Below are 13,436 nucleotides of genomic sequence, written 5' to 3' on the forward strand. Positions count from 1 at the left end.
TGCAAGCGTCGCACAGCACGCTGCGTGACGAATTGCCGCATAACGCGCACAGATTTGGCAGCGCCGCGGCCATCGCGCGACGGCAGGCCGTGCGCAGCCCCGCGGCGGGCCGGGCCGCGATGCTGCGGCGCAATACGGTGGCGAGGTTCATCGGGTTCCTCCGCGCGAGCCGCCCGCGCTGAAGCACGCGAGGCGAGCGAGTATACTTCGCGCACTTCGCCAGTTTGCCCGACATGTCCTCCGTTTCCGCACCCTCTGGCCGTCCGGCCAATGATCCCCGGCATTTGCGGCGGATCTTCGATCGCCGTGCCGCCGCCTTCGACGCGGTTGCGTTCCTGCCACGAGAAATTGCCCAACGGATGGGCGAACGCCTCGACTACATCAAGGTGAATCCGTCGGGCGTGCTCGATGCGGGCTGCGGTGTCGGCGACGATCTGCCGTTGCTGCGCGCGCGATTTCCCGAGGCACCTGTCTATGGCGTCGATCTGTCCACGGCGATGCTCGCGCGCGCGGCCTCGCAGGAAGCGGCCGATACGAGCTGGCGGCGGTTCCTGCCGGCCACGCTGTCGAAGGCGCTCGGCCAGCGCGGCCCGCGTCTCGCGCAGGCCGATTTCGCGGCCTTGCCGTTCGCGGGCGGCGCATTCGATTTCGTCTGGTCGAACCTCGCGCTGCACTGGCACTCGCGCCCGGATCTCGTGTTTCCCGAGTGGCAGCGCGTGCTGCGCGTGGGCGGCCTGCTGATGTTCAGCACGCTCGGCCCCGATACGCTGCGCGAATTGCGCGCCGCCTATGCCGATGCTGAGGCCGTTACCGATTGCGCGCCGCGCGCACACGTGATCGACTTCGTCGACATGCACGATCTCGGCGACATGCTCGTCGAAAGCGGTTTCGAGATTCCCGTGATGGATCAGGAAGCGTTGACGATCACTTACAAGTCGGCCGCCTCGCTGCTGGCCGACGTGCGGCGCTGGGGCGCCTATCCGTTCGCGCGCGGCGCGGGCGAACGCCTGCCGGCACGCACGTATCGCGCGTTGGTCGATGCGCTCGAAGCGCGCCGGCGAGACGACGGCACCATTGCACTGAGCTTCGAGGTGATCTACGGACACGCCTGGAAAGCCACGCCGCGCACGACCGCGGAAGGCCATGGCATCGTGCGTCTCGAAGATATCGGACGCGGCCCTCGCAAGAATATTTGACGCGGTAAAGAGGGGTTTCGTTATGCCGAAAATTAGCCGTCCAAAACGACGCCAAAAAATCTCCTAAAATGCTTGAAAGGCTTGTCCCGCTTGGGTTTGAGGGTGACGGGCGCTTGCTTGTAGATGCGGTTTTTCACGCCTATAATGCGTCAGTTTGCCGTCCTGCAAGCATTTTGCAATGCAGGGCCGCAGGCCCGTTTCGGGCCAGCTTCGATGCCGATCGCGAGAGGCAGCGATGAGTGGAACGACAGGTATCACGGACACCGAAACAGTTCTGATGGACTGGCTCATCAAGCGCAATTGTTCGGTTTCTCCGCGCCAGTTCGTCGCGTGTTATGCGTCGCTTGCCGCCTTCTCGCTGGCGATCGCCGCGCTGTTGTGGTGGCGCGGCGCCTGGCTCGTGTTGCCATTCACCGGTGTCGAGCTGTTGGCAGTGGGCGTGGCGTTCGCCATCCATGCGCGCCATGCAGTCGATTACGAACGCATCAGGTTGTTCCCGCATCGTCTGCTGATCGAGCGGATGAGCGCCGAGCAACTGACGCGCTTCGAGTTCAACCCGTGCTGGGTGCGGGTCGAACCGGGGGCGTCGCCGCGCGATCCGGTCAGGGTCGTGTCGCGCGGGCAGAGCGTCGTGGTCGGGCAGTATCTCGCCCAATACCGGCGAGCCCAGTTCGCTCGTGAGCTGCACGCGTCGCTGAGGCGATGCGGCTGATCGGAGCGGCCGCCCCGATGTCGGGCGGTGGGGGAGGGTAGGAATGACAATTTTGGGTAAGGAAGCCATGAAAACAATCAATCGCGCCCTCATTGGTTTGCTGGCGGTAGGCGGGTTACTCGCGTCCGGCGCGGCCCTGGCCGTCGGCGACAGCCCCGGCGGGCCGCGCGTCAACGAGATCAACCTCCAGCCCCCCGTCACGAAGATCGCGCAGGAACTGTACGACCTGCACACCATGATGCTGATCCTCTGCACGGTGATCTTCGTCGGCGTGTTCGGCGTGATGTTCTATTCGGTGTTCGCGCACCGCAAATCGCGTGGCCACAAGGCTGCGAATTTCCACGAAAGCACCACCGTCGAAATCATCTGGACGATCGTGCCGTTCGTGATCGTCGTGCTGATGGCGCTGCCGGCCACCAAGGCCGTGGTCGCCATGAAGGACACCACCAACGCCGATCTGACCGTCAAGGTCACGGGCTATCAGTGGAAGTGGGGCTACGACTACGTGAAGGGGCCGGGCGAGGGCATCAGCTTCGTCTCCACGCTCACGACGCCGCGCAGCGAAGTGAACGGCCAGCAGCCGATCAGCGACACCTACCTGCAGGAAGTCGACAACCCGCTCGTGGTGCCCGTCGACAAAAAGATCCGCATCATCACCACGGCCAACGACGTGGTCCATTCGTGGTACGTGCCCGCGTTCGGCGTCAAACAGGACGCGATCCCGGGCTTCGTGCGCGACACCTGGTTCAAGGCCGACAAGGTCGGCACCTATCGCGGCTTCTGCACCGAGCTGTGCGGCAAGGAACACGCCTACATGCCGGTGGTCGTGAAGGTGGTGTCGGCGGACGATTACGACAAATGGGTCAAGGACGAGAAGGCCAAGGCCGCTTCCGCCACGCTCGATCCCAACAAGGTCTGGACCAGCGCCGAACTGATGGCGCACGGCGAGGATGTTTACAAGGCCACTTGCGCGGCCTGCCACCAGCCGAACGGCAAGGGCCTCGGCGCGTTCCCGGCCATCGACGGCAGCAAGATCGCCACCGGCCCGATCGCCGGGCACCTCGAGATCGTGCTGCACGGCAAGGGCGCGATGCCGAGCTGGGCGTCGCTGTCCGACGTCGATCTGGCCTCGGTGATCACCTACGAGCGCAATGCCTGGGGCAATCACATGGGCGATGCGCTGCAACCGAAGCAGGTGGCCGATGCGCGCAACGGCAAGATGCCCGAAGGCGGCGCGGCGCCGGCCACCGGCAACGCGCCCGCCGCGAATGCATCGGCATCCGAAGCATCGGCGCCGGCCGCGGCGGCGGCAACGGGCGCGTCGGATGCGGGTGCCGCGGCGCAAACCGCCGCGCTGCCGGCCGCGATCTATTTCGACACCGGCAAGAGCGATCTGCCGGGCGACGCCAAGGCCGCGATCGATGCGGCGGCGCAATATGCGAGCGCGCATGCCGATGCGAAGCTCACGTTGTCGGGTTACACGGACAAGACGGGGTCGGCGGCCGCCAATGCCGATCTCGCCAAGCGCCGCGCGCAAGCCGTGCGCGACGCACTGAAGGCCGCGGGCGTGGCCGAAGGCCGGATCGTGCTGCAGAAGCCGCAAGCGATCACGGGTGGCGCCGACGCCAGACAAGCGCGACGTGTAGAGATCGCGCCGGCCGCCTGAGCCACCGTTCGTCGTCCTCACCGACGGCATCGGAATACGAATTAGGAGACATCCATGTCTAGCATTGGACACGACGTACCCGCGGACCACGCGCACGACGATCATGCGCACGCGTTGCCGCATGGCTGGCGGCGCTGGCTGTTCGCGACGAATCACAAGGACATCGGCACGCTGTACCTGCTGTTCTCGTTCGTGATGTTCCTGTCGGGCGGCGTGATGGCGCTCGGCATTCGCGCCGAGCTGTTCGAGCCGGGCCTGCAGATCATGCGCCCCGAATTCTTCAACCAGCTGACCACGATGCACGGCCTGATCATGGTGTTCGGCGCGATCATGCCGGCGTTCGTCGGCTTCGCGAACTGGATGATCCCGCTGCAGATCGGCGCGTCGGACATGGCCTTCGCCCGCATGAACAACTTCAGCTTCTGGCTGCTGCCGGTGGCGGCGGTGCTGCTGGTCGGTTCGTTCTTCGCGCCGGGCGGCGCCACGGCGGCCGGCTGGACGCTCTACGCGCCGCTGTCGACGCAGATGGGGCCGGGCATGGATTTCGCCATCTTCGCGGTGCACCTGATGGGCGCGTCGTCGATCATGGGCGGCATCAACATCGTCGTGACCATCCTCAACATGCGCGCGCCGGGCATGACGCTGATGAAGATGCCGATGTTCGCGTGGACCTGGCTGATCACGGCCTACCTGCTGATCGCCGTGATGCCGGTGCTGGCCGGTGCGATCACGATGGTGCTGTTCGATCGCCACTTCGGCACCTCGTTCTTCAACGCGGCCGGCGGCGGCGATCCGGTGATGTACCAGCATATCTTCTGGTTCTTCGGGCACCCCGAGGTCTACATCATGATCCTGCCGGCGTTCGGGATCGTCTCGCAGGTGATCCCGGCGTTCTCGCGCAAGCCGCTGTTCGGCTACAGCTCGATGGTGTACGCCACGGCCTCGATCGCGATTCTCTCGTTCATGGTCTGGGCGCACCACATGTTCGCCACCGGCATGCCGGTCACGGGCCAGTTGTTCTTCATGTACGCGACGATGCTGATCGCGGTGCCGACCGGCGTGAAGGTGTTCAACTGGGTCGCCACGATGTGGCGCGGCTCGCTGAGCTTCGAAACCCCGATGCTGTTCTCGATCGGCTTCCTGTTCGTGTTCACGTTCGGCGGCCTGACGGGCCTGATGCTCGCGATGGCGCCGCTCGACATCCAGTATCACGGCACCTACTTCGTGGTGGCGCACTTCCACTACGTGCTGGTGGCCGGCTCGCTGTTCGCGCTGTTCTCGGGCTGGTACTACTGGGCGCCCAAGTGGACCGGCTGGATGTACAACGAGATGCGCGGCCAGATCCACTTCTGGGCGACGATGATCTTCTTCAACGTCACGTTCTTCCCGATGCACTTCGTCGGCCTGGCCGGCATGCCGCGCCGCTACGCCGACTACCCGGCGCAGTTCACCGACTTCAACCAGGTGGCGACGATCGGCGCGTTCGGCTTTGGTCTTGCCCAGGTGTACTTCCTGTTCGCGGTGGTGCTGCCCGCCTATCGCGGCGGAGGCGAACTCGAGAAGGCCGGCGACAAGCCGTGGGATGGGGCGACCGGCCTGGAATGGACGGTTCCGAGCCCGGCCCCGTTCCATACCTTCGAGCACCCGCCGACGGTCGACTGACGCACAACGCGCTGGTCGCCCGGCCCGGGCGGCGGCGCCAACCACCCGCCCGAGCCGATGAACCGGAACTCTTCACAAGCACGCACGCCCGCGCAGATCCGCGCGGGCAACAAGCGCCTCGGCCTGATTCTGCTGGCCGTGGTGGCCGTATTCTTCATCGCCGCCGTCGTCAATCAGTGGATCGCTTCGACCTCATGACGTAGACGCCGGCCCAGACAGAGAGGAATCCTCACCATGTCGAAATCGATCGCCGATGCCGACAGCCTGTTCAACCGCACGATGCTGATCAAGCTCGTGATCGTGGCGGCGCTGATGTTCGGCTTCGGCTTTGCGCTCGTGCCGATCTATCGCGCGATCTGTCAGGTCACCGGCATCAACAATCTCGTGCAGCGCGACGTCAGCGCACGCGAAGCGCGCAATACGCAGGTCGACATGAGCCGTACGGTGTCGGTCGAGTTCGATGCGAACGCGCGCGGGCCGCTCGGTTTCCGGCCCGAGCAGCGCAGCCTCGACGTGCATCCGGGCGAGGTGATGACGGTGGTGTACGACGTCACGAACGGACAGGACCGGCCGGTCGTCGCGCAGGCGATCCCGAGCTACGCGCCGAAGCAGGCCACCGAATACTTCAAGAAGATCGAGTGTTTCTGCTTCACGCAGCAGACGCTCAAACCGAACGAATCGCGCAGGATGCCGGTGGTGTTCGTGATCGACAAGGCACTGCCGAAAGACGTCAAAACTATCACGTTGTCCTACACGTTTTTCGAGCTGAACAAGCCGGCGCCGGTGGCGGCCGCGCAGGCCAGCCCGGGTGCGTGACGCGGCGACGGACGTTGTGCGGGAGAAGTCATGACGCAAGGCTCGATCGGCAAGACGCTCAAGGCGGTGTTGTGGTCGTTCTTCGGCGTGCGCAAGCGCAGCGATCTGGAGGCGGACGCGCAATCGCTGAACCCGCTGCATGTGCTGCTGGCCGCGCTGATCGCGGCGGCGCTGTTCATCGGCGCGTTGCTGCTGATCGTGCGGGCGGTGGTGGGGTAGCGGCAGGAACAACGGCGCGAGGCGTTGCGCTCGCGCGGCGGTCCGGGCACTCCGGACTCAACTGGACTGAAGTGGAGAATCAAGCATGAGCGCTCATAACGAAAGCCCCTACTATTTCGTGCCGCACCCTTCGCAACATCCGATCAGCGCGGCGCTCGGCCTGCTCGTCATGCTCGGTTCGCTGGCGCTCTGGATCAACGGCCACGGATGGGCGCCGATCACGATGGTGCTCGGCCTGCTGTGGGTGCTGTTCGTGCTGTATCACTGGTTCGGCGACGCGATCTCCGAATCGGAGGGCGGCATGTACGGCCAGCGCGTCGACAAGTCGTACCGCTGGAGCATGAGCTGGTTCATCTTCTCCGAGGTGATGTTCTTCGGCGCGTTCTTCGGCGCGCTGTTCTATGCGCGCGAGATCGCGATGCACCAGCTCGGCAGCCTCGATTACCGGCTGATCTGGCCGGACTTCAGCGCGGTGTGGCCGAACGAGGGGCCGGCCGCGCTGGCCGGGCACTTCCGCACCATGGGCCCGTGGCCGGTGCCGACCATCAACACCGCGCTGCTGCTGACGTCAGGCGCGACGCTGACGGTGTCGCACCACGCGCTGCGCGAGGATCATCGGCGCAAGGCGATCGTCTGGCTGGCGGCCACCATCGTGCTCGGCGTCTCGTTCCTGTTCTTGCAGGGCTTCGAATATTTTCATGCGTACCACGAACTGAACCTGACGCTGGCCTCGGGCGTGTACGGGTCGACGTTCTTCCTGCTGACGGGCTTTCACGGCTTCCACGTGTTTCTCGGCGGCACGATGCTGACCGTGGTGCTGGTGCGGATGCTGCGCGGGCACTTCAAGCCCGATCACCACTTCGCGTTCGAGGGCGCGGCGTGGTACTGGCACTTCGTGGACGTGGTGTGGCTCGGCCTGTACGTGGTGGTGTACTGGCTGTCGTAAGCGTCTGGAGAGGAGAGCGGGGCCGCCGTCAGCGGCCCATCGGGATGCCGGTCGAGTGGATCCAGCCCATCCAGTTCGCGAACAGGATGAACAGGAACAGCGAGATCGACAGCCCGACGCGCGTGGCGAGCGACCAGACCATGCGCTTGGTGTGGCCACGGTCGTGCATCATGAAATAGAGGGCCGACGCGAGGCTCGCGAGGATCAGCGCAAACGCGATGGGAACGAGGATGTGCATGGAACTTACCGTTGACCGGCGGTTCGTCGACGACCGGACGATTATCGCACTTCGCTCCCGCCGATGCGAATGTTCCGGAGTCCGAAGATGAAGCTGCACTGGCTGCCCGCGCTGCTGGTTCTCGCGGTGATCGCGCTGACCGTTCGGCTCGGTTTCTGGCAGCGCGATCGCGCGCATCAGAAGGAAGCGCTCGAGGCGAACGTGATGCGTTACGAACATGCGGAGCCGTTCGTCGCGGGCGCGGCGCCGGTGACGCTGCAGGCCGTCGAGTTCCATCGCGTGCGCGCCACGGGCCGCCTGATCGCCGCCGACGCCGTGTTCCTCGACAACCGCGCGTATCGCGATCAGCCCGGCTTCTATGTCGTGATGCCGATGCGGCTGGCCGACGGCGCCTATGTGCTCGTCAACCGCGGCTGGCTGCCGCGCAATCTGGCCGAGCGCACGACGATCGCGCCGTTCGCGACGCCGCCGGGCGAGGTGACGATCGAGGGCATCGCGCGCGCCGACGCGTCGCGCGCGTTCGAACTCGGCAGCGGCGGCTCGGCCGCGCATCAGCGGATCCGGCAGAACCTCGAGGTCGCCGCGTTCGCGCGCGAGACGGGGCTGCCGCTGCTGCCTTACGTGATCCAGCAGACCGGCGGCAGCGACGACGGCCTCGTGCGCGATTGGCCGCAGCCGACCCAGGATGTCGGCCGCAACTACGGCTACATGGTGCAGTGGTGGGCGATGGCGGCGGCAGCCGCCGTGGCCGGCCTGTATGCGGCACGGCGCGCGGCCCGCAAGACCGCCCCGGGCGTGACCCGGGATGCCTGAAGCACAACCGGCCGGTGCGTCGCGCCGCGCCTCGAATGAGATTCGTATGGAGAACGATGCCGTGTCGACCCCGTCTTCCCGCCCGGCGCAGGCCCAATCCGGGCGCGGCACATCGTCGCATCAAGGCTCGTGGCAGCGCGGCCGCTGGGTGCTGCTCGCGCTGTTCCTGATCTGCGCCGCGCCGGTCGTCGCGTCCTATTTCACGTACTACGTCGTCAAGCCCCGTGGCGGTTCCACCAACTACGGCACGCTGATCTCGCCCCAGCGGCCGATCCCGGCCGGGCTGACGGCGACCGACGAAACCGGCCGCACGGTGCCGCTGGCGTCGCTGCGCGGCGTCTGGCTGCTGGTGATGGAAAACGGCGGTTTGTGCGATGATGCGTGCGCCCGGAAACTGTACTTCATGCGGCAGGTGCGCGCGACGCAAGGCGGCGAGCGGCAGCGGATCGTCCCGGTCTGGCTGCGCAGCGATGCCAGGCCCGTCGACGCCAGGATCCTGTCGGCTTATCCGGACACGCGGCGCTTCGTCGTCGATCCCGCCGCGGTCGAGGCCTGGCTGCCCGCCGATGCCGGCACGCACGCCACGGATCACATCTATCTGGTCGACCCGAGCGGCAACCTGATGATGCGGTTTCCGAAGGATCCCGACCCCAGCAAGATCAAGAACGACGTGACGAAGCTGCTCAAGTGGTCGAGCATCGGTTGAGGCCGGGCCACGCTGCGCGGCGCAACGAGAATTCTGGATGTACCTACTGCAACTCGGCCTGATCGGCCTGACGATCGCGCTTCTGCCCCTGTCCTACGTGTGGGTGAAGGCCGACGACGACAAATTCCGCAAGCTCGTCTGGATGACGACCTTCTTCACGCTCGATCTCGTGATGTTCGGCGGCTTCACGCGCCTGACCGATTCGGGCCTCGGTTGCCCCGACTGGCCGGGCTGCTACGGCACCTCGTCGCCGTTCGTCGCGCACGCGGCGATCTCGGCCGCGCATCTGGCCATGCCGTCCGGGCCGGTCAGCATGTCGAAGGCCTGGATCGAGATGATCCACCGCTATTTCGCGATGGCGATCGGCGTGCTGATCATCGCCCAGGTGCTGATCGCCTGGGTGGCACGCGCGCGGCGCCGGCCGCTGTCGGTGTCGCCGTGGTGGCCCACCGGGCTGCTCGGCCTGATTCTCGTGCAGGGCGCGTTCGGCGCCTGGACGGTGACGATGAAGCTGCAACCCGTGATCGTGACGATTCACCTGCTGCTCGGCTTGACGCTGCTCGGCTCGCTCGGCTGGCTCGCCGCGCGCATGACGCCGCTGCCGGCGCACGACCCCGAGGCGGGCCGCCATCGCGCCGCGGCGCTCGCGGCGCTGCTGCTGCTGGTCGTGCAGATCGCGCTGGGCGGCTGGGTCAGCACCAATTACGCGGTGCTCGCCTGCACCGATTTCCCGACCTGCAACGGCCAATGGGTGCCGCCGATGGATTTCGCGCACGGCTTCCATCTGTGGCGCGCGCTCGGCATGGCCGGCGACGGCGCGGCGATCACGCAGGATGCGCTGGTGGCGATCCACTGGACGCACCGCACGTTCGCGTTCGTCGTGATCGCGTTCCTGGTGGCGTTCGCTTGGCGCATGCGCCGTTATGCGTCGCTGCGGCGGCCCGCCAACGGCGTGCTGCTGGTGGTCGCGATCCAGTTCGTGACGGGGCTGACCAACATCGTGCTGCAGTGGCCGCTGCCCGTCGCCGTCGCCCACAACGGCGGGGCCGCGATCCTGTTGCTGTTGCTGATCATGTTAAACTTTCGAATCCTTTCAAGTCGTCCCGGCCGCGCCGCGCTCCCCGCGCGCGACATCGCGCCCGCCTGACGACGCCAAGCGCCCATGGAATCCTCGCTCTCCCAGTCCCCCGGCAGCCGCCTGTCTCAGTATTTCGCGCTGACGAAGCCCCGCGTCACCCAGCTTGCCGTGTTCTGTGCGGTGATCGGGATGTTCCTGGCCACGCCCGGCATGGTGCCGCCCAAGGTGCTGATCGGCGGCACCGTCGGCATCTGGCTGCTGGCCGGCGCCGCGTTCGCCATCAATTGCCTCGTCGAACAGAAGATCGACGCGAAGATGCGCCGCACCGCCTGGCGGCCGTCGGCGCGCGGCGAGATCACCACGCCGCAGATCCTCGCGTTCTCCACCGTGCTCGGCGGCGCCGGCGCCTGGACGCTCTACACGTTCACCAACGCGCTGACGATGTGGCTGACGATCGCCACGTTCGTGGGCTACGCGGTCATCTACACGCTGCTGCTCAAGCCGGCCACGCCGCAGAACATCGTGATCGGCGGCGCCTCGGGCGCGATGCCGCCGGCGCTCGGCTGGGCCGCCGTCACGGGCAGCGTGCCCGGCGACGCGTGGATCCTCGTGCTGATCATCTTCGTCTGGACGCCGCCGCACTTCTGGGTGCTCGCGCTCTACCGCGTCAAGGATTACGAGCAATCGGGCCTGCCGATGCTGCCGGTCACGCATGGCTCGAAGTTCACGCGGCTGCACATCCTGCTTTACACGGTGATCCTGTTCGTCGTGACGATGATGCCGTTCATCTCGGGCATGAGCGGCGTGGTCTATCTGGCCAGCGCGGTGCTGCTCGGCGCGATGTTCCTCGCCTATGCGTGGAAGGTCTACGTCGATTACTCCGACGAGCTCGCGCGCCGCGCCTTCCGCTTCTCGATCGTCTATCTGTCGCTGCTGTTCGCGGCGCTGCTGATCGACCACTACGCGCGTCCGGTGCTCGGCTTCTGAGCGCCATCGTGACGCCGCCTTCCCGCTTCGCGCGGCGGCGCCGCCTGATTGCCGCCGCCGCAACCTGCCTGCTGGCGGGCAGCGCGGCCGCCGGCCTCGCGGGCTGCCAGCCGCAACCCGCCTTCCAGAATCTCGACATCACCGGCAACACGCAGTTCGGCAAGGATTTCGCGTTGCCGGATACCGCGGGCCGGATGCGCACGCTGGCCGACTTCAAGGGCCGCGCGGTCGTGCTGGTGTTCGGCTACACGCATTGCCCCGATATCTGCCCGACCACGATGGCCGACCTCGCGCAGGCGATGCAGACGCTCGGGCCCGATGCCAAGCGCGTGCAGGTGCTGCTCGTGAGCGTCGATCCGGAGCGCGATACGGCCGCGCTGCTCGCGCAATACGTGGCCGCGTTCGATCCGTCGTTCGTCGCGCTGCGGCCGGCCGACGACGCGCAACTGAAGCAGGTCGCGAAGGCGTTCCGCATCTACTACGCGAAGTCGCCGGGCAAGACGCCCGGCAGCTACACGATGGACCACACGGCGGCCAGCTACGTGTTCGATCCCGACGGCAAGCTGCGCCTGTTCGTGCGAGACGGGCAAGGCGCGGGGCCGTGGGTGCACGACCTGAAACTGCTGCTCGGCTGAGTGCGCCGCGGCGGCCGGCGCGTGCTCAGGGCAGCGCCGGCAGGTTCAGGCCCGCCGCCACGCGCGTGGTCTTGAATTCGGTGACGGTATAGGTCACGAGCCCCTCCAGCACGAACGGATCCTCGGCGAGGATCGCGTCGAGCCGCTCGCGCTCCACGCGCGCCGCGAGAATCACGCCGCCGTCGCGCGGCACCTTCGGCCCCGAGGCGATGAACACGCCGCTGTCGAAATGGATCTGCAGATGCGCGCGGTGGCGGTCGAGCGCCGCGTCGATGCGATCGCGCGAGGCCGTGTAGTGGAAATCGATGACGTACATTCGGGATCCTGTCCGGGAGGGCGGTGCTGGTGCATGGCGCCGATCTGCTTTGTAGCACAAGTCGCTCCGCAGGCCGCACGTCGCGGCGATGCGCGTCGCCAGGCATACCCATATGAGCGGGATGTATTTCACTTGATGCGGATCCTGTGACACCATTCGCATCCTTGACGGGCGGGCGGCCACGAACCGCGCTGCCCACATCCGGTAAAGCAACAGCAATACAGCAAGCGAGAACAACAGATGATGAAGCGTCGCAATCTCCTGAAAGTGGTGTCCGCCGTCGCAGCCGGCGCGGCCCTGAGCGTGTCGTTCGGCGCGCAGGCGCAGGACAAGGTGATCAAGGTCGGCACGGTCGCCGGCCCGGATGCGCAGGTGTGGCAGGTCGTGCAGAAGGTCGCGAAGGAGAAGCAAGGCCTGAACGTGAAGGTCATCGAATTCAACGATTACGTGCAGCCGAACGCGGCGCTCGATTCGGGCGATCTCGACGCCAACAGCTTCCAGCACCAGCCCTACCTCGACAGCCAGGTGAAGCAGCGCGGCTACAAGATCGTCAGCGCGGGCCTGACCTACATCTCGCCGATCGGCGTCTATTCGAAGAAGTTCAAATCGCTGAAGGACCTGCCGGAAGGCGCGAAGGTCGCGGTGCCGAACGATCCGTCGAACGAGAACCGCGCGCTGCTGCTGCTGCAATCGCAAGGCGTGATCAAGCTGAAGGCCGGCGCGGCCACGGGCGGCAACAACGCCACCGTGCTCGACGTGACGAACAACCCGAAGAAGCTGAAGCTGACCGAACTCGACGCGGCGCAACTGCCGCGCGTGCTCGGCGACGTGGATGCCGCCGTGATCAACACGAACTACGCGATCGCCGCGAACCTGCAGCCGACCAAGGACGCGATCGCGCTCGAATCGCTGACCAGCCCGTACGCGAACCTGATCGCCGTGCGCGCGCAGGACAAGAACCAGCCGTGGGTGAAGAAGCTCGTGGCGGCGTATCAGTCGCCGGAAGTGCGCGCCTACATCCTGAAGGAGTTCAAGGGTTCGATGGTGCCGTCGTTCTGAGCGGCCGCCTCGTTTCCCTGGTTTGACCGAAAGGCCCTGCGGGGCCTTTCGTCGTTTACGGCGCCGGTGCGCGGTATCGCGCCATGCCGCTTCCGGCCCCTGAAATTGTTTCTCGAAAATCATGCGTCGCCGGACGGCTTCTCATATACTGTATATATATACAGTTATCGTTGGCTTCATGCCGCCCGCCGATGTCGTCCGCCTCCGTTCCCCTCGAATCGCTGCATCCTTCGCTCTGGCGCGGCTCCCAGCTCGCCCGGGGCGGCGCGCGCACGGTCGGCACCGGCTATCCGGCGCTGTCGGCCGAATTGCCGGGCGGCGGCTGGCCGGTCGGCGCGCTCGTCGAGCTGCTGGTGCCGCATGCGGGCTGCGGCGAGATGCGGCTGC

Annotated in this window: 16 protein-coding genes and 1 pseudogene; 15 read left to right on the plus strand and 2 right to left on the minus strand. The window is 66.3% G+C overall.

What is annotated here, in order from left to right; translation table 11 throughout:
- The first annotated feature begins 233 nt into the window (after positions 1-233).
- From G3N92_RS22345 to G3N92_RS22380, 8 genes are all read left to right on the plus strand, one after another.
- Positions 234-1,196 (plus strand): methyltransferase domain-containing protein, encoded by a 963-nt coding sequence (locus G3N92_RS22345; protein ID WP_206129759.1) that lies wholly within the window; start codon positions 234-236, stop codon positions 1,194-1,196.
- Positions 1,197-1,431: 235 nt separating this feature from the next.
- On the plus strand, positions 1,432-1,908 hold the full coding sequence (locus tag G3N92_RS22350) for a DUF2244 domain-containing protein (RefSeq protein WP_206129772.1): 477 nt from the start codon (positions 1,432-1,434) through the stop codon (positions 1,906-1,908).
- A gap of 43 nt (positions 1,909-1,951) precedes the next feature.
- The gene (gene coxB, locus G3N92_RS22355) at positions 1,952-3,574 is read left to right on the plus strand and encodes a cytochrome c oxidase subunit II (RefSeq protein ID WP_206129760.1); all 1,623 of its coding nucleotides are present in this window, start codon (positions 1,952-1,954) and stop codon (positions 3,572-3,574) included.
- Between the two features lie 54 nt (positions 3,575-3,628).
- Positions 3,629-5,236 carry a cytochrome c oxidase subunit I gene (gene ctaD / locus G3N92_RS22360; RefSeq protein ID WP_206129761.1) on the plus strand — a complete coding sequence of 536 codons (1,608 nt, stop codon included), beginning with the start codon at positions 3,629-3,631 and terminating at the stop codon, positions 5,234-5,236.
- A gap of 57 nt (positions 5,237-5,293) precedes the next feature.
- On the plus strand, positions 5,294-5,434 hold the full coding sequence (locus tag G3N92_RS22365; RefSeq protein ID WP_206129762.1) for a cytochrome oxidase small assembly protein: 141 nt from the start codon (positions 5,294-5,296) through the stop codon (positions 5,432-5,434).
- 36 nt (positions 5,435-5,470) lie between these two features.
- Positions 5,471-6,052, plus strand: coding sequence for a cytochrome c oxidase assembly protein (locus tag G3N92_RS22370; protein ID WP_206129763.1), 582 nt, complete (start codon positions 5,471-5,473; stop codon positions 6,050-6,052).
- Positions 6,053-6,082: 30 nt separating this feature from the next.
- Complete coding sequence (locus tag G3N92_RS22375; protein WP_206129764.1) at positions 6,083-6,271, plus strand: DUF2970 domain-containing protein; 189 nt, start codon at positions 6,083-6,085, stop codon at positions 6,269-6,271.
- A gap of 85 nt (positions 6,272-6,356) precedes the next feature.
- Positions 6,357-7,217 carry a cytochrome c oxidase subunit 3 gene (locus G3N92_RS22380; RefSeq protein WP_206129765.1) on the plus strand — a complete coding sequence of 287 codons (861 nt, stop codon included), beginning with the start codon at positions 6,357-6,359 and terminating at the stop codon, positions 7,215-7,217.
- A gap of 28 nt (positions 7,218-7,245) precedes the next feature.
- Here G3N92_RS22380 and G3N92_RS22385 read toward each other — a convergent pair whose 3' ends face one another.
- A complete protein-coding gene (locus G3N92_RS22385; protein ID WP_206129766.1) occupies positions 7,246-7,455 on the minus strand; it encodes a twin transmembrane helix small protein in 210 nt (69 codons plus the stop codon).
- 87 nt (positions 7,456-7,542) lie between these two features.
- Between G3N92_RS22385 and G3N92_RS22390 the strand changes: the two genes are divergently transcribed.
- From G3N92_RS22390 to G3N92_RS22410, 5 genes are read left to right on the plus strand one after another with little or no spacing between them, the layout of a single operon-like run.
- Positions 7,543-8,268, plus strand: a complete 726-nt coding sequence (locus tag G3N92_RS22390) for an SURF1 family protein (RefSeq protein WP_206129767.1) — start codon at positions 7,543-7,545, stop codon at positions 8,266-8,268.
- Between the two features lie 46 nt (positions 8,269-8,314).
- On the plus strand, positions 8,315-8,974 hold the full coding sequence (locus tag G3N92_RS22395) for a cytochrome C oxidase subunit I (RefSeq protein WP_241014962.1): 660 nt from the start codon (positions 8,315-8,317) through the stop codon (positions 8,972-8,974).
- A 37-nt stretch (positions 8,975-9,011) separates the two neighbouring features.
- Entirely contained in the window at positions 9,012-10,121 is a 1,110-nt protein-coding gene (locus tag G3N92_RS22400; protein WP_206129768.1) for a COX15/CtaA family protein, read from the plus strand.
- A gap of 15 nt (positions 10,122-10,136) precedes the next feature.
- The gene (gene cyoE / locus G3N92_RS22405) at positions 10,137-11,039 is read left to right on the plus strand and encodes a heme o synthase (protein WP_206129769.1); all 903 of its coding nucleotides are present in this window, start codon (positions 10,137-10,139) and stop codon (positions 11,037-11,039) included.
- Positions 11,040-11,047: 8 nt separating this feature from the next.
- The gene (locus G3N92_RS22410) at positions 11,048-11,674 is read left to right on the plus strand and encodes an SCO family protein (RefSeq protein ID WP_206129770.1); all 627 of its coding nucleotides are present in this window, start codon (positions 11,048-11,050) and stop codon (positions 11,672-11,674) included.
- Between the two features lie 25 nt (positions 11,675-11,699).
- On the opposite strand, the gene G3N92_RS22415 is transcribed toward G3N92_RS22410, so the two are convergent.
- Positions 11,700-11,990, minus strand: coding sequence for a YciI family protein (locus tag G3N92_RS22415; protein WP_206129771.1), 291 nt, complete (start codon positions 11,988-11,990; stop codon positions 11,700-11,702).
- A 243-nt stretch (positions 11,991-12,233) separates the two neighbouring features.
- Between G3N92_RS22415 and G3N92_RS22420 the strand changes: the two genes are divergently transcribed.
- Both G3N92_RS22420 and G3N92_RS22425 read left to right on the plus strand, forming a co-directional pair.
- Complete coding sequence (locus G3N92_RS22420; RefSeq protein WP_206129774.1) at positions 12,234-13,049, plus strand: MetQ/NlpA family ABC transporter substrate-binding protein; 816 nt, start codon at positions 12,234-12,236, stop codon at positions 13,047-13,049.
- Between the two features lie 191 nt (positions 13,050-13,240).
- A pseudogene (locus tag G3N92_RS22425) lies at positions 13,241-13,436 on the plus strand (recombinase RecA); the annotation flags it as partial.

Origin of the sequence: Burkholderia sp. Ac-20379, from assembly GCF_017104645.1 — a bacterium.
Classification (GTDB): domain Bacteria; phylum Pseudomonadota; class Gammaproteobacteria; order Burkholderiales; family Burkholderiaceae; genus Burkholderia.